Annotated in this window: 14 protein-coding genes and 1 pseudogene; 5 read left to right on the top strand and 10 right to left on the bottom strand. The window is 71.6% G+C overall.

Going from position 1 to position 22,045, the window contains the following annotated elements; all coding sequences use genetic code 11:
* Positions 1-19 precede the first annotated feature (19 nt).
* The 5 genes from ACZ52C_RS22160 to ACZ52C_RS22140 all read right to left on the bottom strand — a co-directional run bounded on the left by ACZ52C_RS22160 (position 20) and on the right by ACZ52C_RS22140 (position 6,279).
* Positions 20-1,789 (bottom strand): amylo-alpha-1,6-glucosidase, encoded by a 1,770-nt coding sequence (locus ACZ52C_RS22160; protein WP_469076342.1) that lies wholly within the window; start codon positions 1,787-1,789, stop codon positions 20-22.
* Positions 1,790-1,888: 99 nt separating this feature from the next.
* On the bottom strand, positions 1,889-2,731 hold the full coding sequence (locus tag ACZ52C_RS22155) for a carbohydrate ABC transporter permease (protein WP_469076341.1): 843 nt from the start codon (positions 2,729-2,731) through the stop codon (positions 1,889-1,891).
* Positions 2,728-3,711, bottom strand: a complete 984-nt coding sequence (locus ACZ52C_RS22150; protein ID WP_469076340.1) for a carbohydrate ABC transporter permease — start codon at positions 3,709-3,711, stop codon at positions 2,728-2,730. Before ACZ52C_RS22150 ends, ACZ52C_RS22155 begins: the two co-directional genes overlap by 4 nt.
* Before the next feature lie 21 nt (positions 3,712-3,732).
* On the bottom strand, positions 3,733-4,980 hold the full coding sequence (locus tag ACZ52C_RS22145) for a sugar ABC transporter substrate-binding protein (RefSeq protein WP_469076339.1): 1,248 nt from the start codon (positions 4,978-4,980) through the stop codon (positions 3,733-3,735).
* A gap of 282 nt (positions 4,981-5,262) precedes the next feature.
* Complete coding sequence (locus ACZ52C_RS22140; RefSeq protein WP_469076338.1) at positions 5,263-6,279, bottom strand: LacI family DNA-binding transcriptional regulator; 1,017 nt, start codon at positions 6,277-6,279, stop codon at positions 5,263-5,265.
* Between the two features lie 512 nt (positions 6,280-6,791).
* Here ACZ52C_RS22140 and ACZ52C_RS22135 point away from each other — a divergent pair.
* Positions 6,792-10,445: a LamG-like jellyroll fold domain-containing protein gene (locus ACZ52C_RS22135; protein WP_469076337.1), complete on the top strand. Its 3,654-nt coding sequence runs from the start codon at positions 6,792-6,794 to the stop codon at positions 10,443-10,445.
* Between the two features lie 84 nt (positions 10,446-10,529).
* Here the strand turns inward: ACZ52C_RS22135 and ACZ52C_RS22130 are convergent, their stop codons facing one another.
* From ACZ52C_RS22130 to ACZ52C_RS22110, 5 genes and pseudogenes are all read right to left on the bottom strand, one after another.
* Complete coding sequence (locus ACZ52C_RS22130) at positions 10,530-11,666, bottom strand: ABC transporter substrate-binding protein (RefSeq protein WP_469076336.1); 1,137 nt, start codon at positions 11,664-11,666, stop codon at positions 10,530-10,532.
* A gap of 234 nt (positions 11,667-11,900) precedes the next feature.
* Complete coding sequence (locus ACZ52C_RS22125) at positions 11,901-12,929, bottom strand: PucR family transcriptional regulator (RefSeq protein ID WP_469076504.1); 1,029 nt, start codon at positions 12,927-12,929, stop codon at positions 11,901-11,903.
* Positions 12,930-13,555: 626 nt separating this feature from the next.
* Complete coding sequence (locus ACZ52C_RS22120) at positions 13,556-14,782, bottom strand: cation:proton antiporter (protein WP_469076335.1); 1,227 nt, start codon at positions 14,780-14,782, stop codon at positions 13,556-13,558.
* Between the two features lie 474 nt (positions 14,783-15,256).
* Positions 15,257-15,625 (bottom strand): annotated as a pseudogene (locus tag ACZ52C_RS22115) (hypothetical protein); the annotation flags it as partial.
* Between the two features lie 139 nt (positions 15,626-15,764).
* A complete protein-coding gene (locus ACZ52C_RS22110; protein ID WP_469076334.1) occupies positions 15,765-15,989 on the bottom strand; it encodes a heavy-metal-associated domain-containing protein in 225 nt (74 codons plus the stop codon).
* 211 nt (positions 15,990-16,200) lie between these two features.
* Here ACZ52C_RS22110 and ACZ52C_RS22105 point away from each other — a divergent pair, with 211 nt between their 5' ends.
* From ACZ52C_RS22105 to ACZ52C_RS22090, 4 genes are all read left to right on the top strand, one after another.
* Positions 16,201-18,009 carry a methylmalonyl-CoA mutase family protein gene (locus ACZ52C_RS22105; RefSeq protein ID WP_469076333.1) on the top strand — a complete coding sequence of 603 codons (1,809 nt, stop codon included), beginning with the start codon at positions 16,201-16,203 and terminating at the stop codon, positions 18,007-18,009.
* Entirely contained in the window at positions 18,009-20,204 is a 2,196-nt protein-coding gene (scpA, locus tag ACZ52C_RS22100) for a methylmalonyl-CoA mutase (protein ID WP_469076332.1), read from the top strand. The genes ACZ52C_RS22105 and scpA overlap by 1 nt, the downstream gene beginning before the upstream one ends.
* Positions 20,201-21,196, top strand: coding sequence for a methylmalonyl Co-A mutase-associated GTPase MeaB (meaB, locus tag ACZ52C_RS22095; protein ID WP_469076331.1), 996 nt, complete (start codon positions 20,201-20,203; stop codon positions 21,194-21,196). The genes scpA and meaB overlap by 4 nt, the downstream gene beginning before the upstream one ends.
* A gap of 111 nt (positions 21,197-21,307) precedes the next feature.
* Positions 21,308-21,853 (top strand): hypothetical protein, encoded by a 546-nt coding sequence (locus ACZ52C_RS22090; protein ID WP_469076330.1) that lies wholly within the window; start codon positions 21,308-21,310, stop codon positions 21,851-21,853.
* Positions 21,854-22,045 lie beyond the last annotated feature (192 nt).

Below are 22,045 nucleotides of genomic sequence, written 5' to 3'. Positions count from 1 at the left end.
CCGGACGTGTGGGTGGGTGCTAGTTCGCGGGTCGGACGGGAGTGTCGCCGGTCGCGGCCTGCGCGCGCAGGTGGTGGTCATGGGCGAGGAGGAGGTAGCTGCTCGCGGTCCAGGTGTAGGCGCGGTCGCGCAGGCCGGTGCCGGTGAGGGCGTCGAAGTTCTCGGCGAACCCATGGGTCTCGCACAGGGCGCGGAAGCGGGCGCTGATGTCGTCCGCGAGGCGTTCGTGGCCGGCGCGGCGCAGGCCGTCCTCGACCAGGACGGTGGCGGGGGCCCAGATCGGACCGCGCCAGTAGCCGTCGGCGAGGTAGTGCGGGGACGTGGGCAGTTCGGTGGCGAGGCCGTACGGGGTCAGGTGGGCCTCGATGTGGTCGGCGAGCGCGCCGGCGACCTCGGCGGGCAGGTGCTCGCCCAGCGCGATGGGCATCAGGTCGAGGAGGCCGGCGCTGCCCCAGGTGTCCCCGGTGCGGGCCGAGCGGGCGACGAACCTGTCCCCGGTCCAGAGCTGGTCGAGCAGCGCGGTCCGGATCTCCTCGGCCGTCCGCGTCCACCGCGCGGCCTCGTCCTCCTTGCCCAACTCGCCTGCCAATGAGGCGAGTTCGTGGAGCTGGAGGACGAGGAAGGCCGCGAGGTCGGCGGTGACGACCACCCGCTCGGGGTCGAAGGTGGTGGCGTTGTCCCAGCCGCTGTCGTTGCCGTGCTGGTAGTGGGGCAGGTCGGCGCCGGGGACGCGTCGGGCGGTGAGCCAGAAGTCGGTCCAGCGCTCCAGACGCTCGTACACCAGGGCCAGTTCGGTCCGGTCGGGAGGTGTCGGCAGGGTGCGGCGCAGATGGCCGAAGGCCCAGCCGTGGATGGGCGGCTTGACGAAGTTGTACAGCACCTCGGAGTGGGTGACCGAGTCCGGCAGCGCGCCGCTCTCGTCCTGGTGGTCGAAGGGAAGGTGGAACTGGTCCAGGGCCAGTCCGGGGCGCCCCGGCGCGAGGGCGAGGGCGTTGAAGCAGTGGTCCCAGCTCCAGACCTTGTCCATCCAGTGCTTGGACATCAGCACGCCCGGCCGGGTGACCAGGCCCTTCGCCGCGACGGTCGCCGACCAGACGACGTAGGCGGCGAGTTCGGCGGCCGGGGTGGCCGCCGAGCGCCAGGGGGCCACGGCGTCGACGAAGTCCGCGAAGGCGGCGCACGCGGCGGCCGCGACGGCGTCGAAGGGCGCCGAGGACACGTACGGGGCGCGGGCGGTGTCGAACTCCTCGATCGCGATCTCCCAGCCGTCGTCCCCCCGCCCGGAGACGGTGACGCCTCGGTCGGCGCCGCCCAGGGCCTGGTCCCCGGCCGTGTCGGCGAGGACGCCGGACAGCAGGGTGACGCGGTAGCGGCGCCCGGTCTCGTACGAGGTGAACACGTGCGCGTCCGCCGCCGGGTCGTGGAAGAAGTACGTGCCGCTGAACGGGGTCAGGGTCCGGACAGCGGCGAGGACGGCGAAGTCCGGGCCGCTGCCCCGCAGGCGTACGGTGTCCGGTGTCTCGTAGGCGAGTTCGACCCGTCCCTTCCCGTCGGTCCAGGTGAGCAGGCCCGGTACCGCCTCGACGCGGGTCTCGGCCCGCTCGCCCGTCGCCGGGTCCAGGGGGACCAGGCGCAGCACGCCGTGCATGCCGTTCTGGTGCGAGACGAGGTGGAGGTCCTCGGCGTAGGTCTTCTCCGCCACCACGGGGGAGATGTCGAACCAGGATCCGTACGCGCTGAACGGGATGTCGTGGACGGAGAAGGCCGGGCCGGATCGGGCGGCGGTCATGTGGCGTGACTCGTTTCTGGAGCAGGGGGTGCCGACCGGCCGGCGCGGCAGGGCGCCGGTCGTCGTGGCGGGTCGGGGGGCTCAGTCCTTGACGGTGGCTCAGTCCTTGACGGCGCCGGTGGTGACACCGGCCGCCACATAGCGCTGGGCGAGGACGAGGATGACCGCCGCGGGCAGGGAGGCCACGACGGCGGTGGCCATGATGGCGTTCCACTCCTGGTTGTTGTTGCCGATGTAGTGGTAGATGCCGAGGGTGATCGGTTCGTGGACGCCGCCGTTGACCAGGGTGTTGGCGAAGACGAAGTCGGACCAGGACCACAGGAACGCGAACAGCGAGACCGTGACGACGGCGTTGCGGCTCATCGGCAGGACGATCGACCAGAAGGTGCGCAGGGCCCGCGCTCCGTCCATCTGCGCGGCCTGGAGCAGTTCGCCGGGGATGCCGGACATGAACGCGGTGAAGATGAGCACCGCGAAGGGGACCGCCAGGGTGGAGTCGGCGACGATCAGGCCGGGCACGGACTGGAGCAGGCCGAGCTGGAGGTAGATGGCGTAGAAGCCCATCGCCATGATGATGCCGGGGATCATCTGGGCGGCCAGCAGGACGAAGCTCAGCAGGCCGCCGCCGCGTGGGCGCAGCTTGGCCAGGGCGTATCCGGCGGGCGCGGCCAGGGCCACGGTCAGGACGACGGTGCCGAGGGCGACGACGAGGCTGGTGCCGAGGTAGGGCAGTTGCTCGTCGAGCACGGTGCGGTAGCCGGCCAGGGTGCCGTGGGTCGGGAACAGGTCCGGCGGGCTCTTGCGCATGTCCTGGTCGCGGGTGAAGGAGACGTTGACCATCCAGTAGACCGGGAAGAGCATGACTCCGGTGAGCAGCAGGCCGAGGGCCGTCTTTCCCGCGCTGCCGCGGCGCCGCCTCGGGGCCGCCTGGGCGATCGTCATGACAGTGCCTGCTTTCGCTGGACCCGGACGTACACCAGGCCGAAGACCAGGGCGGCGACCACGAGCAGGTTGCCGACGGCCGCGCCGGGGCCGAAGGCGGGCAGGAGGTTGCCGAAGCCGAGTTGGTAGGACCACGTGGCGAAGGTGGTGGACGAGTCCGCCGGGCCGCCCTTGGTCATGATCCAGATGATGTCGAAGACCTTGAGGGTGTAGACGAGGCCCAGCAGCAGGGTGATGGCGGAGACCGGGCGCAGCAGGGGGAAGGTGATGCGCCAGAACCGCTGCCAGGCGTTCGCCCCGTCGAGGGCCGCGGCCTCGTACAGCGATCCGGGGACGGACTGCAGACCGCTGTAGAGCACCACCAGGTTGAACGGGACGCCGATCCAGATGTTCGCGATGATCACCGAGGGCAGTGACCAGTCCGGTGAGGTCAGCCAGTTCACCGGGCCGATGCCGACGGCGTGCAGGGCGGTGTTGACGATGCCGGAGTCGCTGTTGAACATCCACGACCAGGTGGAGGCGGACACGATCAGCGGCAGCAGCCAGGGCACCAGGAACAGGGCCCGCAGGGTGGTGGAGAGCCGGAAGTGCTGGTTGAAGAAGACCGCGAGCGCCAGGCCGATGGCGTACTGGAAGACCAGGCACACGGCGGTGAAGACGACGGTGTGCAGCAGGGCGGGCGCGAAGGTCGGGTCGTCGAGGACCTTCTGGTAGTTCGCCAGGCCGGTGAAGGGCGCGTCGCCGTCGACGAAGGAGCGGACGGTGTAGTCGCGCAGGCTCAGGTCGAGGTTGCGGTAGAGGGGATAGGCGTAGAAGAGGACGAGGTAGAGGGTGACCGGGGCGAGGAAGGCCCAGGCGGCCCACTGCGAGGAGGTCGGACGGCGCCTCTCTCGCGCGCGGGCCCGTGGCGGGGCGGCGGTGGCCGCCCCGCTCAGGTCGTGCGCGGACCGGCGGTCCGAGAGCTGTTTCGTGTCGTTCATCGTCGGCCCGCGAATCCTTGGTTACTTGACGGCCGACTGGGCCTTGGCCAGCGCGTCCTTCGGCGACTCGGCACCGCTGAGCGCGGACTGGACGGCCTTCCACATCTGCTCGGAGATCTTGGGGTACTTGGTGCCCAGGTCGTCACTGGTACGGCCCTTGGCCGCCCTGACCGCCTCGACCCACGGCTTCAGGCCGGCGTTCGCCGCGACCTGCTTGTCCTGGACTTCGGTGGTGGGAGCGACGTAGGACAGGGTGGTGTCGGTGTCGTAGAGGTTGTCGGTGCTGGTGAGGCAGGTGACGAGCTTCTGAGAGGTGGCGTAGCGGGCGGCGTCCTTCTGGACCGGGACGGTCACGAACTCTCCGCCGGTCGGGGCCGCCGCGTTGCCGCCCTTGGCGGCCGGGACGGGTATCACGCCGTAGTCGAAGCCGGCCTTGTCGGCGCCCGCGAGCTGCCAGGTGCCGTTCTCGCTGAACGCGTAGTCGCCGGTGGCGAACTCCTGCCAGCTGGTGGTCTGGGTGTTGTTGATGACCGAGTTGGGGGCGTAGCCCTTGTCGAGCCAGCCCTTCCAGAGGGACAGCGCGGAGGCGGCCTCGGCGGAGTCGAGTGCGGTGAGCTGTGCGCCCGAGCCCCAGAACCAGGGCAGGAACTGGAAGCTGCCCTCCTCCGTGCCGATCGCCGAGAAGGTGATCCCCTTCTTGCCGGCCTTCTTGACCTTCGCCAGCGCCGCCGTCAGCGACTTCCAGTCCTTGACCGAGGCGATGTCGACGCCCGCCTTCTTCAGCACCTCCTTGTTGTAGTAGAGGGCGAGGGTGTTGGCGCCGATCGGCATGCCGTAGGTCTTGCCGCCGGACTGGCCGGCCGCGAGCAGGTTGGGGTCCATCGCCGAGGTGTCGAGCTTGTTGTCGTCGGTCGTGGTGAGCACGCCCGCCTCGGCCAGGGTCGAGACCACCGGGTTGTCGACGATGAGGACGTCCGGGGAGTTGCCCTGCTGGGCCGCCAGCAGGGTCTTGTTGGGCAGGTCGCTGGTGTCGAAGCCGGTCCGCTTGATCTTCACGCCCGCGTCGGTGCCGCACTTGTCCAGCAGCTTCGTCCAGGCCGAGCCCTTGGCGAACTGCGGGTACGGGTCCCAGACGGTGTAGGTGCCGCTGTCCGCGTCCTTGGCGCCGGTGCTGCCCGAGCCGGAGGAGCAGGCGGTGGCGCTGACGGCCACGGCCAGGGCCGTCAGAGCCGCGGCGGTCAGACGGCGCTGTCTGGAGGTGCTGTGCATGGCGGGTTCCTTAGTTTCTGGCATGGGTGTGCCGTGAGAGGGAGGGATGACGGGGGGAGCCGGGCACGCCGAACGGCGGCGGTGAGGGATTCGGGTGCCCGGTGGGCCGGGCCGGGACGAGGACGCCCGGCTGGTCGGGAGGTCGGGGCCGCCGTCAGGGGAGACGGTCGACGTTGTCGTCAGGGCAGACGGGTGGAGTTGTCGTCAGGGCAGACGGTTGGCGTTGTCGTCGGGGCAGACGGGTGGAGTTGTCGTCGGGGCGGCCGGCCCGGGCCTTCGGGCTCAGGTGGCGCCGAGGGCGGGGCCGGTGCTGGCGCGCAGGGAGATCGGCGGTACGAGCAGGTGGTTCCGGGGCGTCGCGTCGGGCGCGTCCAGCCGTTCGACGAGGAGGTCGACGGCGAGGCGGCCCATCTCCTCCGCCGGTACGTCCGCCGCGGTGAGCTGCGGGGTCACCGTCTCCGCCCACCGGCCGGCGACCACCCCGGTGACGGAGAAGTCGCGCGGCACATGGCGGCCGGCCTGGGCGAGCCCCCGGTACAGGCCGCCCAGCGCCGCCTCGTTCAGCGTGACCAGGCCCGTGGTCGCCGGGTCGTCCCGGAGGATTCGCTCCAGGCACGCCTGCCCGGAGCCAGCGTCGTCCCCGCAGGTGTACGACCGGACGGTCAGCCCTCGCTCGGCCGCGGCCTTGGTGAAGCCGTCAAGGCCCCGGTGCGCGGACTCGTACCCGGCCCGCAGGAGCTGCTCGGGCCGGTTGACGAAGGCGACCCTGCGGTGGCCGAGGTCCGCGAGGTGGTGGACGCACGCCGCCGCCAGCGCGGTGTGGTCCAGACCCACCCACCAGCCGCCCTCCGGCCGGGCGGTACGGCCGATGGCGACGGAGGGGAAGTCCACTTCGGCCAGGTGATCGACCCGGTCGTCCTGGAGTCTGATCTCCATGAGGATCGCGCCGTCCACCCGCCGCTCCCCCAGCAGCCGCTGGAAGGAACGGTCGCTGTCGACGCCGCTGGGCGACAGCAGCACGTCGTAGTCGTGGGCCGCGGCGGCCTCGACCACGCTGCCGATGAAGTCCAGCTGCATGCCCGTGTAGTGGTTGCCCGCCGGTGGGAAGACCAGGCCGATCGTGTTGGTCCGCCCGTTGGCCAAGGCGCGGGCGCTGGCGTTGGGCCGGTAGTCCAGCTCGTCGATGACCTGCTGGATCTTCCGGCGGGTGTCGTCCGACACGGGGCGTTTGCCGCTCAGCGCGTAGGACACGGTGCTCCGCGAGACACCGGCTCGCCGGGCGATCTCACCGATGTTCACGGAGACTCCTTGCTCGAACCGGTTCGGCGCTCCACGGTAGCGGAGCGTCCGAGCCGCGTGGGCCGGGTGTTGAGGAGGGTGAGGAGGATTCGCTTCCCGGTCGTCGAACCGGTTCGCGTGAAGTGAAGGTAGGAACAAGACGGACGGCTGTCAACACCTCAAACGGCACTTCTCGTCACAGCACGGCAATCTGGACGTTTCACGGCCTTCACCGGCCCCGCTCGCGTCCGGGGTATTGCTGCCTCAATTCCCCGGTGCTAGCTTCCTGCGAACCGGTTCGACGAAGTGATCCTTCCGGCGGCCGGGACCCGATTCCGCGCAACTCCTGGTCCGCGGAGCACCGCCATGGCCGCACGGATCAGCCGCCCCCGGCCCCGGAGCACAGCCGATCGAACCGATTCCGCATCGCCGCCCCCTCGGACCCGCCTCATCGCCCCCGGCACACGGACGCACGGCCGGGGCCCGGGCATGGCGACCGGGACCCGTTACTCACAGGATCGAGGACGCACTCCATGTCATCCGCTGACAGATCTGCCCGGCGCCGGGCCCCGGCCGCCGTGGCGCTGGCCCTCGGCGCGGGCGTCCTGGTCGCGCCGGCCGTTCCCGCGCAGGCGGCCGACGCGCCAGAGCCCACGGCCCGCTACACCTTCGACGAGGACGACCTCGCGTCCGGGAAGATCACGGACGTCTCCGGCAACGGTCTGACGGCGAGCCTGGTCAACGGCTCCACCGCGCGGTCCGTCGAGGGCACGGGCGGCGGCAGGGCGCTCGCCCTGCCCGGCGGAGCGCCCACCTCCGACGGCGCGTACGTGCGTCTGCCCCGGGCGGTGGTCGGCGACGCGACCGACCTCACGGTGTCCGCCCGTCTGAAGTGGGACGGCGACAAGTCGTCCTGGCAGCGGATCTTCGACCTGGGCACCGACACCTCGAAGTACCTCTTCACCACCCCGTCCAACAACGGCGGGGTGCTGCGCACCGCCGTGACCACCGGCGGCGGGGGCGCGGAGTCGCAGGTCTCCGGGTACGCGGCGCTCCCCGCCGACGCCTGGCGGACGGTCACGGTCACCCTCGACACCGCCGCCGGACGGGTCACCACCTACCTCGACGGCGTGGCCGTCTCCTCCGCGAAGACCGGTGTCAAGGCCAGGGAGCTGCTGGACGCCTCGGCCTCCGCGGCCGGTTACATCGGCAAGTCCTTCTGGCCGGACCCGCTGCTGAAGGGCGCGATCGACGACTTCACGGTGTGGCACTCGGCGCTGAGCGCCGAGCAGGTGGCGCGGGTGGTCGGCGACGTGCCCACCCTCCGGGCGCTGTCGCGGACGTCCTTCGAGGTGCGCACCACCACGGGGACCGCCCCGTCCCTGCCCGCGGCGGTCCGCTCCTCCTGGTCCGACGACTACGACCGTGACACGCCGGTCGTGTGGGACGCGGTGCCCGAGGAGAAGTACGCCCGGCCCGGCACGTTCACGGTGGCCGGGCGCGCGGCAGGACAGGACGTGCAGGCGACCGTCACCGTGGTCCGGGAGGGCCAGCTCACCGTCGACCTCGCCTCGGACACCGGCGCGTTCCACGGCGGCGCCTCCGGCACCCTCTACGGCGTGTACGGGCCGGACGTGCCCACCAACAACCTCATCGAGGGCATGGGCCTGCGCACGGTCTCCACCAAGGCGCAGGACGGCCCGCAGCACCCGGGGGCCGACGCGCTGGAGGTGGTGAAGCCGCTGGCGGACTCCACCGACGGCGACGTGTACATCTACATGACCGACATCCACCGCGGCTTCCCGTACCAGTGGCCCGGTGACACCCCGCAGGAGAAGCTCGGGCTCTACGAGAAGAAGATCGCCGACCAGGTCGACCAGGTCCTGAAGCTGCCGAAGGAGTACCAGGACAACATCGTCTTCGTGCCGTACAACGAGCCCGAGGGCAACATGTTCGGCACCGGCGAGTGGAGCTACGACAAGGTCAGTTGGCTCGACGACCCCGACGACTTCTTCGCCGCCTGGGACTCCGCGTACCGGCTGATCAAGAAGAAGATGCCGGACGCCCGGATCGCCGGCCCCAACACCAGTGTCCTGTACGACCAGGTGAAGGGCTTCCTCTCGCACACCCTGGCCGCCGGCACGCTCCCCGAGGTGATCACCTGGCACGAGCTGAGCCACCCGGAGGCGGTGCGCGACAGCGTCGCCAAGTACCGGGGCTGGGAGAAGGAGCTGTTCGAGGGCACCTCGCGCGAGGGCACCCGACTGCCCGTCAACATCAACGAGTACGCCTTCAACTACCACACCTCGGTCCCCGGCCAGATGATCCAGTGGGTGTCCGCGATCGAGGAGTCCAAGGTGGACGCCGACATCGCGTACTGGAACATCGACGGCAACCTCTCCGACTCGGCCGTGCAGTCCAACCGCGGCAACGGCCAGTGGTGGCTGCTCAACGCGTACGCCTCGATGACCGGGCACACGGTGAAGGTGGACCCGCCGTTCCCGGGCGAGAACTACACCATGCAGGGCGTCGGTACGCTCGACGAGAAGAAGAAGCAGGCCCGGCTGATCTTCGGCGGCTCCACCGGCAAGGGACACATCACCTTCGCCGGCGTCCCGAAGAAGGTCTTCGGCAAGCGCGTCCACGCCTGGGTCCGTGAGATCGAGTGGAGCGGACAACTCGGCGACAGCGCCGGCCCGAAGCTGCTCACCGAGACGAACCTGAAGGTCTCCGACGACGGCACGGTCTCCGTCGACTTCGGCGACGGCACCCTGCCGACGCTGAAGGAGTCCTCGGCGTACGAGATCGTGCTCAGCCCCGCCGGGAAGGCCAGGGCCACGCAGGACTCACCCGCGCGCTGGCAGCAGTCGTACGAGGCGGAGGACGCCGCCCACACCGGGTCCGGCTACTCGAAGAACGGGCCCGAGGGCTCCCCGCGTGACGTGTCGAAGTTCTACACATCAGGCGGCTACAACGTCGGCGGTCTGCGCACCGGTTCGGACATGACGCTCGACTTCACCGTGGACGTGCCCGAGGACGGCACCTACGACCTGAGCGTCTTCGCCAACTCCCTCAACACCTTCGACAAGGTCAAGGAGCAGGGTCCCACCAACGTCTTCCTCCGCGTCGACGGCAAGGCGGACAGCGAGCGGGAGCTGTATCTCCCGCTGGGCTACAAGTGGGTGGTCTGGGACCACACGGACACCACGGTGCGGCTGACCAAGGGCAGGCACACCCTGACGCTCGCCGCGAGGAGCGCCGACGGCGAGCGCGCCACCAAGGGTGACGCCATCGTCGACCGTCTCACCCTCACCCTGCCGGACGCCTCCGCCCGGACCCAGGTGTACGAGGGCGAACTCGCCTGGCTGGGCGGCGGAGCACGGCCCGTCTACGACCTGCCGAAGCGGGCGGCCACCGGCTCGGGCGCGGCCCGGCTCCCGAAGAAGGGGACCGCCACGTTCTGGGTCTACTCCCCCGCCGATCGCGAGGCCACCCTGGAGGTCGACACCCTGAAGGGCTCGGGCGCCCGTCTCTCCGTCAACGGCCAGGACGTCCTGCGGCTGGACAAGGGCGGGAGCAGCGTCGCGGTCTCCCTCTCCGGGGGCGTCAACAAGGTGACGGTGACCGGGGGTTCGTCCGCCACGCTCGTCGACCGCCTCACGGTCACCCCGACCGAGGGCGTACTCCCGACGCGCACGTACGAGGGGAAGGACGCCGAACTCTCGGGCTCGGCCGCGCTCAGTCCCCTCTCCCTGGCCACGGGCGGCACCGCGATCACCGGGATCGGCGGCGAGCCGGGCAACGGCAACACCGCGACGTTCACCGTCACCGCGGACCGGGCGGGCACGCACGCGCTGCGCATCCGCTACTCCAACCCCGAGCAGTCGCCGGCCACGCACTACAACCCGGACCCGCTCGCGCGCCACGCCGACCTGACCGTGAACGGCGGCGGGACACGGCGGGTGACCTTCCCGCACACCTTCCACGAGAACAACTTCTGGGAACTGACCGTCCCCGTCCGGCTGAAGAAGGGGCTGAACACGCTCACCTTCCGCTCCGAGGAACTGCCGAACTTCGACGGCACGACCTACGCCTCTGACACCTTCCCCGACGTGCTGCTCCGCTCCCGGTTCGCCCCGCTGATCGACCGGATCACGGTCGCGCCGTACGCGAAGGAGGTGCGCTGAGCCGAGCGGGCGCCCGGATCCGTCCGAACGGATCCGGGCGCTTCGCCGTCCGGCGCTTCCCGCGCCGAGCGGGCGGCGAGCGGGTCAGGCGCCGGGGTGCAGGCCGGGCCAGCCCGGGGTCGGGTCGCCCTTGACCTCGCCGAAGTAGAGGGCGAACGTCTGCTTCCATCGCTCGACAGCGGCGCGGTCCTCCATGAAGCGGGGGAAGCCGTCCACGTGGGCCTCGGGGTACTCCCAGATCGGCTTCAGCCCGGCGGGCGGGGCGATGTCCGTGCGTACCGACCAGGCGTTGGAGGTCTGGCGCTCGGTGGAGATCTGCCAGCTCAGGAAGAGCTTGGCCGCCGTCGGGTGGGCGGCCTGCTTGAGGATCGCGATGCGCTGACCCCACGCCATGAACGGGTGCCCTTCGGGCAACCCCATGCGTATCGGGCCGGTGCTGGTCGGGCTGCCGCCCGTACCGACCCCCACGACCGCGCGTTTGTTGTTGATCGCGGTGCTGGGCGAGAACGAGCCCCGGGCGAACTGCGGCTGCTGGGCGGCGAGTGCGGCCACCCAGTCCCAGCCGTAGGTCTGCGCGTAGAGGGCGTAGAGGTAGAGCACCGCGTCGTCGTCGTGCGGGTAGGAGGAGGCGATCGCGTTCTTCCAGCGCGGGTCGACCAGGTCCAGCGGAGTTTTCGGCGCGTTCGCGCCGGCCGCCGCCACGTCGTAGACGTAGCTGAAGGCGATGACCGCGCCGGCGACCCAGGCGCCGTCGGGGTCCCGGAACTTCTTGTACAGCTTGCCGAACCCGGCGGGCTTGTAGCGCAGCAGCCGTCCCTCGCGCTTCCAGCGGGTGAAGTCGTGCAGGGTCTGGAGCTGTACGACGTCGGGGACCAGGGTGTCGGTGGCCAACTGGTTGTCCACGCGGACGTCGTGGTACTTGCTGTAGTCGACGATCAGCTGAAGGTCGATCTCGGGGAACCGCTGGCGGAAGGCGGCCCGGGCGTTTGCACCACTGCCCGAGTCGGCGAGGTCGCCGCCCGCGTAGACGACGAGCTTGCCGCCCTCGGCGATCGCGTCCCGATACAGCTCGTCGAGGGTCCGGGTGTCCTCGGCCAGGGAGCCGCGCGACTCGGCGGGGGCGGCGGAGGCCGGTGACGCGGTGGCGCCGAGCGCGCCGAGACCGAGCGCGGTGCCCGCTCCGGTCACCAGGAGACGCCGTCGGCTGGGAAGGCTGGTCACGGGGGTGCCCTTTCGCTGTGGGGGTAGGGGCTCGATGAACGCGGGCCGGAGGGGCATGGGGGTCTGCCCGAGCGGACCGGAACATCTGATGAAACAGTATCTGCTTCATCAGATGAATTGGCCGACGACGGCCATGCGACAGCCACGTGACAGCCGTGCGACAGGTCGTTCTCCTGTGCGTGCCGGGTGATTCCGGCGAAGGGGACGGACGGCCGGCGGCCGGAACAGGCGTCCCTAGGGTGTCGTCTTCGTGGAACTCAGGGGTCTGGTCGGCCAGTCGAGGAGGCGGGCGCCGATCACCGCGGTCTGGAGGGTGTAGCGGTCGGCGGGGTCGGTCGGGTCGGTGCCGGTGAGGGTACGGACGCGGGCCAGCCGGTAGGTGAGGGCGCGCACGCTGAGGGAGAGCCGCCGGGCGGTCGAGGCGGCCACACAGCCGGTGTCGAAGTACGCCGTGAGCGTGTCGAGCAGGGGGCGCGCACCGCCGCGCGCCTGTTCCAGCGGGCCGAGTGTGCTGCTCACCAGGTCGACGAGGGCCTGCCGGTCCCGCGCCAGTACGGGGAAGACCAGCAGGTCGGAGGCGCGCAGCAGGGGCTCGTCGAGGCCCATCCGCTGGGCCACGTCCAGGGCGTTGAGGGCCTCCTCGTAGCTGTGGCCGATACCGACGGTGCCGGGCCGGGAGCGGCCGATGGCGACCTGGGCGCGGCCGGTGGCGGCGTAGGAGCGTTTGGCGAAGTGGGCGAGGACGTCGTCCTGGTCGCCGGGGGCGACGCAGACCATGCGGCCGTCCTTGGTGGTGAACAGGATGCGGCGGTTCTCGAAGCGGGCGAACAGGTCGCTCGCCACTTGCCGGGGCACCGGGTCGGTCTCGTCGTACTTTTCCGGACCCTCGGCCACGGCGACCGCGTGGGCACGGGACAGGCGCAGGCCGAACCGTTCGGAGCGGGCGGCGAGTTGGCCCGGATCGCCGCGGCCGTGCAGGAGGTCGTCGATGAACTCCCGGCGGGCGGCCTCCTCCTTGCGCACCACGAGTCGTTGGGCGCGTTCGTAGCCGTCGGCGAAGGCGTCGACGGCCTGTTCGACGACGGCGAGGACGCGGGCCGGGTCGGCCCCCCGGGGCCAGTTCTCCCGCCCGGCCACGAGGTGCGCCCGCACCAGCGAACGCCAGCCGTGCCCGGCCTCGGCCGCCCGCGCCCCGAGCGCCCGACGCGACTCGATCTCGTCCCGCGTCAGCCGCCGCCCGGTGACCGCGGCATCCGCGAGGATCCTCTCGAACCCGTCGAGGAAACCGTCGCCGGGGGCAGGGTGGGAGGGGGTGCGGTCGGTTGGGGTGCGGTCATTCCGGACGCGGTCGGAGGGGGCGCGGTCGGCCGGGGCACGGTCGCTCTGGGCCCGGTCGGCCCCAGCGCGGTTGGTCGGGCCACCGTCACCTGGGCCACGGTCACCCGGGCCACCGCCACCCGGGGCCCCGCCGCTCGGAGCACTACCGGTCAAGCCACCGTCGGCCGGGGACCGATCGCTCGGGACGCGGTCGGCCCCAGCGCCACCGGCCAGACCACCGGCAACCGCAGTCCCGTCAACCGAAGCACCACCGGCCAGACCACCGGCAACCGCAGTCCCGTCAACCGGAGCGTGGGCGGTCGAGGGGGCCTCGGTCGGAGCGTGGGCGGTCGAAGGCCGCTCGGTCCGGTGGTCCGCGGGCGCGTTCCGTCCGTCCGTGCCGCTCCCGCCGTTCACGATGCTCCCCCGCACGACCATGCCGTCCACGCCGTCCACGATCTCCCCCGTCTCCCTCGTCTCCCCCGTACAAATCCGTCGTCCGTGCGCCCGCTGTTCATGTCCTCCCCCGTCTGCTCTCCGTTCGACCAGTGTGCGAGCGCGTGCCCGTCTGTTCAGGCGTTCACGTGCACCGCCTCGGTGGTGGGCTCGGGCTCCGCCGTCGGCGTCTCCCGGGCCGCGACCGCGGGGCGGCGGCGGGTGAGGCGGGTGGCGAGGGGTTCGGTCCAGCGGGCGGTGAGCGGGCCGAGGAGGACCAGGAGGAGCACGTACGCCGTCGCGAGAGGACCGACGCGGGGCTCGACCCCGACGGCGAGCCCGGCGATGACGATGGAGAACTCACCCCGCGCGACAAGGGTTCCGCCCGCCCGCCACCGGCCCTTCGCCGAGATCCCGGCCCGGCGCGCGGCCCAGTACCCGGTGGCGATCTTCGTCAGGGTCGTGACGGCGGCCAGCGCGAGGGCCGGGAGGAGGACGGGCGGGATGTCGGCGGGGTCGGTGTGCAGGCCGAAGAAGACGAAGAACACGGCGGCGAAGAGGTCCCGCAGCGGGGTCAGGATGCTGCTGGCCCCCTCGGCGACCTCACCGGACAGCGCGATGCCGACCAGGAAGGCCCCCACGGCGGCCGAGACCTGGAGGTGCTGGGCGATCCCGGCGACGACGAGGGTGAGGCCGAGGACGACCAGGAGGAGCATCTCGGCGCTGTCGGAGGAGACCGCCCGGCTGATCAACCGCCCGTGGCGGAGGGCGACATAGAGGACGGCGCCGACCGTGCCCAGGGCGATCAGCAGGGTCAGGGTGCCGCCCGCCAGGCTCACCCCGGCGAGCAGGGCGGTGAGGATCGGCAGGTAGACGGCCATCGAGAGGTCTTCGAGGACGAGGATGCTCAGCACGACCGGGGTCTCACGGTTGCCGAGCCGGCGCAGATCGCCGAGGACCTTGGCGATGACGCCGGAGGAGGAGATCCAGGTGACGCCGGCCAGGGCGACCGCGGCGACCGGGCCCCAGCCGAGCAGCAGCGCCATCACGGCGCCGGGGGTGGCGTTGAGGACGAAGTCGACCGCGCCGGAGGGGTACTGGGACTTGAGGTTGGTGACGAGTTCGGAGGCGCTGTACTCCAGACCGAGCAGGAGCAGCAGCAGGATGACGCCTATCTCGGCGCCGGTGGCGACGAACTCCTCGCTGGCCTGAAGGGGGAGGATGCCGCCGTGGCCGAAGGCGAGCCCGGCGAGCAGGTAGAGGGGTATGGGCGAGAAGCCCACCCGTCCGGCGAGGCGGCCCAGCATGCCCAGGGCGAGGATGATCGCCCCGAGTTCGATGAGCATGGCTGTGGTGTGATGCACGGGCGTCTGTCCTCCGTTGACGAGTGCGGTGACGGCGTCTGTGCCTGAAGGGAGTTCGGCCGCGCGCACGGGTGCGAGGGCACGCGAGGCATGCCGGGCAGACCCCTCCGCGGACGGCGGAGGGGGGCGTCAGTACGCGGGGTGTTCGCTCGGACCCGCGGCGCGGCCGGTATCGGGAACGGCATCGCGAGCGGCGTTCACGACGCGCACGAAGATGACTCGACCCATGTCACGCCTCCCCCACACGCCGTCGGCGTATCACCGACCACCACTCGAACGAATGAGCAAATGAACGCTCAACAAAGCGTCGGGGCTCGGTAAAGGATTCTAGCGCACACCGAAAAGGCAAAATCACACAATCGGTAAAGCGCTACCCATTTCCCTTCGCCCCAGGCTCATCCCGTCACTCGCCGATCTCCACCCTGCCGTTGTCACCGGCCCGCACCGCCGCGTTCTTCCGCCTGACACCCTTCAGAAGCCGCCCGCCGGAATGGCGGTCACCACACTGCCCGCGGTGCCCACCAGGGCGGAGCCCCGGGGTGTGACCGCCGTCTGATCGCGCATCAGGGCCCGGCCGAAGCGGTACGTCAGCCAGGCCGTGCCGGCCCCGAGGACCGCACCGCACCCGCCGGCGAGGACGGGCCCCGCGTCGAGCAGCTCCGTCGCGAGGACGCCGCCGAAACCGGTCGCCGCCAGGAACCCGGCGACGACCGGCAACGACAGCCATCCCGCCAGGGCGCCGACCGGCCCGCCCTCGAACGCGCCCTCCAGCACCCCGTCGAGGACCAGCGACAGGACGAGCAGCACGACCCCCGTGATGCCGAGTCCGAAGAACCAGGCCATACGCGCCGTCCCCCTTTCCCGTCCCGCCGCCGGTCTCCGGCTTGACGAAATCCTCACACGGGCCGCCGGGCCGGTTCATTGCCGTGTTCCGGCAATGTTCCCGTGCCTTTCCTTGCTGCCACGCACAGCACGGGGCGGCTCAGGCAGCGGCCTGCCGGACGACCTCCGCGACCTCGTAGCCCGCCTCGACGATCGCCGCGCGCACGGCCGCGTCGTCGACCCTCTCCCCGCGTACGGTCACCAGGCCGGCCCGCACGTCGACGTCGACCTCGGTGACGCCGGGCACCGCGACGACCTCCTCGGTGACGCTCGCGGCACAGTGGCCACAGCTCATGCCGGAGACGGTGAAGTACTTCTCGGCCATGGGACGCTCCTGTCCTCGGTCGGCCCGGTGACTGTGCCGTGGGGCGCACGGGCCGCGTGGCACCAGGTACGACGGACCATCCCACGACGTTCATCCTCGGCCCGTAAGTGACCGGCAGGTAACCCGCCCGATTTCAAGGTCACCCCAGGGAGGGCAAGGTCACAGCCGTTCCCCCTGCTGCTCCTTTGTCGCTCTGGCCTAGCATCCGAGCATGACGGTCCTGCCTGACGACGGGCTTGAGCTGGCCGCCGAGTTCCCTGACGCAACCCACGAGCAGTGGCAGCGCCTCGTTGCGGGCGTGCTGCGCAAGTCGGGCAAGGACGTCGAGGGCGCTCAGGCCGAGGAAGCCCTGTCCACCGCGCTGGAGGACGGGCTGCGCACCCGTCCTCTCTACACCGCGCACGACACCGCGCCCCCCTCCGGCCACCCCGGCTTCGCGCCCTTCGTACGAGGAGGGCGGGCCGCCGGCACCTCCGTCGGCGGCTGGGACGTACGCCAGCGGCACACGGCGGCGGACGGCGAAGCCGTGCTCGCGGACCTGGAGAACGGCGTCACCTCCCTGTGGCTGGTGCTCGGCGAGGCCGGCCTCCCGGTGGCGTCCCTCGGCTCGCTCCTCGACGGCGTGTACCTCGACCTCGCGCCCGTCGTGCTGGACGCGGGCGCCGAAGCGGAGTCCGCCGCACGGGAGTTGCTGCGGCTGTACGCCGAGCGCGGTGTCGCCAAGGCGGCGGCGCGCGGCAATCTGGGCGCGGACCCCCTCGGCCACGAGGCCCGCACCGGACAGGGCTACGACGTCGCCCCCGTCGTCGACCTCGCGCGGCGGTGCGCCGAGGAGTACCCGGGGCTGCGGGCCCTGACCGTGGACGCCCTGCCGTACCACGAGGCCGGCGGCTCGGCGGCGCAGGAACTGGGCGCCTCGCTGGCGACCGGTGTCGCGTACCTGCGGGAGCTGACCGCGGCCGGGCTGAGCGTCGAACAGGCCTGCGGCCAGCTGGAGTTCCGGTACGCGGCCACCGCCGACCAGTTCCTGACGATCGCCAAGCTGCGCGCCGCACGCCGGCTCTGGGCCCGGGTCGCCGAGGTCTGCGGGGCGCCCGCCGCCGGGGCGCAGACGCAGCACGCGGTCACCTCGACGGTGATGATGACGCGCCGCGACCCGTGGGTGAACATGCTGCGCACGACCATCGCCACACTGGCCGCCGGCACGGGCGGCGCCGACTCCGTCACCGTCCTGCCGTTCGACCACGCACTGGGCCTGCCGGACGCGTTCGCGCGGCGCATCGCCCGCAACACCTCCACGATCCTGATCGAGGAGTCCCACCTCGCCCGGGTGATCGACCCGGCGGGCGGCTCCTGGTACGTGGAGCGGCTCACCGACGAACTCGCCCACGCGGGCTGGGAGTTCTTCCAGCGGATCGAGCGGCTCGGCGGCCAGGCGGCCGCGTTGCGCTCGGGTGACCTGGGCCGCGACCTCGCCGACACCTGGGAGGCCCGCACCGGCAGGCTCGCGAAGCGCCGCGAACCCATCACCGGGGTCAGCGAGTTCCCGCACCTGGCGGAGAAGCCGGTCGTCCGCCGACCCGCGCCCGAGCCGCCGTCCGGCGGTCTGCCCCGCGTCACCCGCGACGAGACGTACGAGGCGCTGCGGGCCCGCTCGGACGCCCACCTCGCCGCGACGGGCTCCCGCCCCCGGATCTACCTGGCCGCCCTCGGCCCGGCCGCCGCCCACACCGCCCGGCTCACCTTCGCCGCCAACCTCTTCCAGGCGGGCGGCATCGAGCCCGTCACCGAGGGCACGTTCGAGGAGAGCGGCGCCACCGAGGTGTGCCTGTGCTCCAGCGACGCCCTGTACGAGGAGCGGGCCGCGACCGAGGCAGCCGGGCTGAGGGCCTCCGGCGCCTCGCACGTGTTCCTCGCCGGGCGTCCCGGGCAGTACGCCGACGTCGACGGTTACGTCTTCGCGGGCTGCGACGCCGTGGCCGTCCTGACCGCCACCCTCGACCGCATGGGAGTGTCCTGATGACCGCCCCTTCCCCCTCCGGTCCCTCCGTCCCCGACTTCTCCGGGATCGAGCTGGGTTCACCGTCCGTGGACGGCGGCGCCGACGAGTGGCGTACGGCGGTCGAGAAGGCGGCCGGCGGCGAGCCGCTGTGGGAGACCCCGGAGGGCATCGGGGTCAAGCCGCTCTACACCGGTCAGGACCTGGAGGGCCTGGACTTCCTGGGCACCTACCCGGGCATGGCCCCGTATCTGCGCGGCCCGTACCCGACGATGTACGTCAACCAGCCCTGGACGATCCGCCAGTACGCGGGCTTCTCCACCGCGGAGGAGTCCAACGCCTTCTACCGCCGCAACCTGGCGGCCGGGCAGAAGGGCCTGTCCGTCGCCTTCGACCTGCCCACCCACCGGGGCTACGACAGCGACCACCCGCGCGTGACGGGTGACGTCGGCATGGCGGGCGTGGCGATCGACTCGATCCTCGACATGCGCCAGCTCTTCGACGGCATCCCGCTGGACCGGATGACCGTGTCGATGACGATGAACGGCGCCGTGCTGCCGGTGCTCGCGCTCTACATCGTGGCGGCCGAGGAGCAGGGGGTGCCGGCCGAGAAGCTGGCGGGGACCATCCAGAACGACATCCTCAAGGAGTTCATGGTCCGCAACACCTACATCTACCCGCCGAAGCCGTCGATGCGGATCATCTCCGACATCTTCGCCTTCACCTCGCAGCGGATGCCGCGGTACAACTCCATCTCCATCTCCGGCTACCACATCCAGGAGGCGGGCGCGACGGCCGACCTGGAGCTGGCGTACACGCTCGCGGACGGGGTCGAGTACATCCGGGCGGGCCGGGAGGCGGGCCTGGACGTGGACGCGTTCGCGCCCCGGCTGTCGTTCTTCTGGGCGATCGGCATGAACTTCTTCATGGAGGTCGCCAAGCTGCGCGCGGCCCGCCTGCTCTGGGCCAAACTGGTGAAGCAGTTCGATCCGCAGAACGCCAAGTCGCTCTCCCTGCGCACCCATTCGCAGACCTCGGGCTGGTCGCTCACCGCGCAGGACGTCTTCAACAACGTCACCCGCACCTGTGTGGAGGCGATGGCGGCCACCCAGGGCCACACCCAGTCGCTGCACACCAACGCCCTCGACGAGGCGCTGGCGCTGCCGACCGACTTCTCCGCCCGGATCGCCCGCAACACCCAGCTCCTCATCCAGCAGGAGTCCGGCACCACCCGGGTCATCGACCCGTGGGGCGGCAGCGCCTACGTGGAGAAGCTGACGTACGACCTCGCCCGCCGCGCCTGGCAGCACATCCAGGAGGTCGAGCAGGCGGGCGGCATGGCCAGGGCCATCGACGCTGGCATCCCCAAGCTGCGCATCGAGGAGGCCGCGGCCCGCACCCAGGCCCGCATCGACTCCGGGCGACAGCCGGTCATCGGCGTCAACAAGTACCGCGTGGAGACCGACGAGCAGATCGACGTGCTCAAGGTCGACAACTCCTCCGTGCGGACCCAGCAGATCGAGAAGCTGCGGCGGCTGCGCGCGGAGCGCGACGAGCGGGCCTGCCAGGACGCCCTGGACGCGCTGACCCGGGCGGCCGGCGGCGAGGGCAACCTGCTGGAGCTGGCCGTGCGCGCGGCCCGCGCCAAGGCCACGGTCGGCGAGATCTCCGACGCCCTGGAGAAGGTGTACGGCCGGCACGCGAGCCAGATCCGTACGATCTCCGGCGTGTACCGCAACGAGGCAGGGGAGTCCGAGAACGTGGAGCGCACCCGGAGCCTGGTGGACGCCTTCGCCGAGGCCGAGGGCCGCCGGCCGCGCATCCTGGTCGCCAAGATGGGCCAGGACGGCCACGACCGGGGCCAGAAGGTGATCGCGACCGCCTTCGCCGACCTCGGCTTCGACGTGGACGTCGGTCCGCTGTTCCAGACCCCGGCCGAGGTGGCCCGTCAGGCCGTCGAGGCGGACGTGCACATCGTCGGGGTGTCGTCGCTGGCCGCCGGGCACCTCACCCTCGTACCGGCGTTGAAGGAGCAGCTGGCCGAGGAGGGGCGCGAGGACATCATGATCGTGGTCGGCGGGGTGATCCCGCCCCAGGACGTGCCCACACTGCTGGAGATGGGCGCCGCGGCCGTGTTCCCGCCCGGCACGGTCATCCCGGACGCGGCGTACGACCTGGTGCGGCGGCTGGGGGCCGACCTCGGGCTCGACCTGTGATCGATGTCGACGCCTACGCCAAGGGCGTGCTCGACGGGAAGCGGGCGATCGTCGCCCGTGCCATCACCCTCGTCGAGTCCACCCGGCCCCAGCACCGGGTGCTGGCGCAGGAGCTGCTGACGGCGCTGCTGCCGAACAGCGGCCGGGCCCGGCGGATCGGGGTCAGCGGGGTGCCGGGCGTGGGCAAGTCCACGTTCATCGACGCGTTCGGCACGATGCTGACCTCGCTCGGGCACCGGGTGGCGGTGCTGGCGGTGGACCCGTCGTCGAGCCGTACGGGCGGCTCGATCCTCGGCGACAAGACCCGGATGGAGCGGCTGGCCGTCGACCCGGCGGCCTTCGTCCGCCCCTCCCCCACGGCCGGCACGCTCGGCGGGGTCGCCAAGGCCACCCGTGAGTCGATCGTGGTGATGGAGGCGGCCGGCTACGACGTGGTGCTGGTGGAGACCGTCGGTGTCGGCCAGTCCGAGACGGCCGTCGCGAACATGGTCGACTCCTTCCTCCTCCTCACCCTCGCCCGCACCGGCGACCAGCTCCAGGGCATCAAGAAGGGCGTCCTGGAGCTGGCGGACGTGCTCGCCGTGAACAAGGCGGACGGCCCGCACGAGCGCGACGCCCGGACGGCGGCACGGGAGCTGTCGGGGGCCCTGCGGCTGATGCACGGCAAGGACGCGGTCTGGACGCCGCCGGTGCTGAGCTGCAGCGCCCGCGAGTCGACCGGCCTGGACACCGTCTGGGAGCGCCTGGAGCAGCACCGCACGCTCCTGGACTCCACCGGCCGCCTCGCCGCCAAGCGCCGGGACCAGCAGATCGACTGGACCTGGTCGATGGTCCGCGACGAGCTCCTCGGCCGGCTGCGCACCCACCCCGGCGTCCGCTCCCTGGCACCCGGCCTCGAACAGCGCGTCAGGGACGGCGAGTTGACGGCGACACTGGCCGCCGAGCGGATCCTGGAGGCGTTCGGGGACGGGTCCGCCGGTTCACCCGGCTGAGCGTCCTGAGTGGTGGCGGCGTGCGATCCGACTGACGGTGGATCACGTCGGAGTCGGGTCAAGTCAGCTGACGAAGCACCAGCTGCCCGGCTGCGGCGGAAGGACCATCAGATGCGTTCTGCCCGCATGCTGCTCGTCACCGGGGCGGCGGCCGCCGCCCTCGCCGTCACCGCTCCCGGCGCCTACGCCGACGGTGACGAGTGGGAGCACAAGGACAATGGCTACAGCAAGGAACACGGCAAGGACAGCAGCCACGACGGCCCGCGCGGCGGGATTCACACGGGTGGCGGTGCGCTGACCGCTCCGGCCGACACGGGGCAGTGGGACTCCGAGCGGGCGGGCAAGCCCGGCGCCGGGGGCTACGACAAGGAGGAGTCCACCAAGGAGTCCTGGAACGGCGACCACGCCAAGGACTCGTGGAAGGGCGGCAACGACAAGGAGTCCTGGAAGGACGAGCACGAGAAGGGCTCCTGGAAGGACGACGAGGAGGCGGGAGCCTGGAAGGGCGACCACGACAAGCCGCACGGCGGGATGCACACCGGTGGCGGCGCGCTCGCCTCACCGGCGGTGACCGCGGGCGGGATGGCGGTCCTCGCGGTGGCCGGTACGGGCATGTACGCCCTGCGCCGCAGGAAGACCGCCGGAAGCGTGGCCTGAGCCCATGCCGGGCGCGATACCTGGCGCGATAGCGGCCGCGGCCGCCACACCGTGTGTCGTGTGGCGGCCCGGCCGGCGTGCCGGAGCGTCCCCGGCCGGTGTCGCGGAGTGCGCCGCTGCCGGCGTCGCGGAGTGCGGCCCGGCCGGCGTCGCGGAGTGCGGCCCGGCCGGCGTGCCGACGAGCGCCCCGTC

The organism is Streptomyces sp. NPDC034049, assembly GCF_055575575.1.
Note: the sequence above shows the minus strand (reverse complement) of the source record. Positions and strands in the feature narration are given on the sequence as shown.

Bases quoted from the DNA above. Each gene is read 5' to 3' on its own strand.
- ACZ52C_RS22105 (WP_469076333.1), top strand. From the start codon at position 16,201: ATGACGGTCCTGCCTGACGACGGGCTTGAGCTGGCCGCCGAGTTCCCT.
- ACZ52C_RS22150 (WP_469076340.1), bottom strand. From the start codon at position 3,711: ATGAACGACACGAAACAGCTCTCGGACCGCCGGTCCGCGCACGACCTG.
- ACZ52C_RS22145 (WP_469076339.1), bottom strand. From the start codon at position 4,980: ATGCACAGCACCTCCAGACAGCGCCGTCTGACCGCCGCGGCTCTGACG.
- ACZ52C_RS22160 (WP_469076342.1), bottom strand. From the start codon at position 1,789: ATGACCGCCGCCCGATCCGGCCCGGCCTTCTCCGTCCACGACATCCCG.
- ACZ52C_RS22135 (WP_469076337.1), top strand. From the start codon at position 6,792: ATGTCATCCGCTGACAGATCTGCCCGGCGCCGGGCCCCGGCCGCCGTG.
- ACZ52C_RS22155 (WP_469076341.1), bottom strand. From the start codon at position 2,731: ATGACGATCGCCCAGGCGGCCCCGAGGCGGCGCCGCGGCAGCGCGGGA.
- ACZ52C_RS22090 (WP_469076330.1), top strand. From the start codon at position 21,308: ATGCGTTCTGCCCGCATGCTGCTCGTCACCGGGGCGGCGGCCGCCGCC.
- scpA (WP_469076332.1), top strand. From the start codon at position 18,009: ATGACCGCCCCTTCCCCCTCCGGTCCCTCCGTCCCCGACTTCTCCGGG.
- ACZ52C_RS22110 (WP_469076334.1), bottom strand. From the start codon at position 15,989: ATGGCCGAGAAGTACTTCACCGTCTCCGGCATGAGCTGTGGCCACTGT.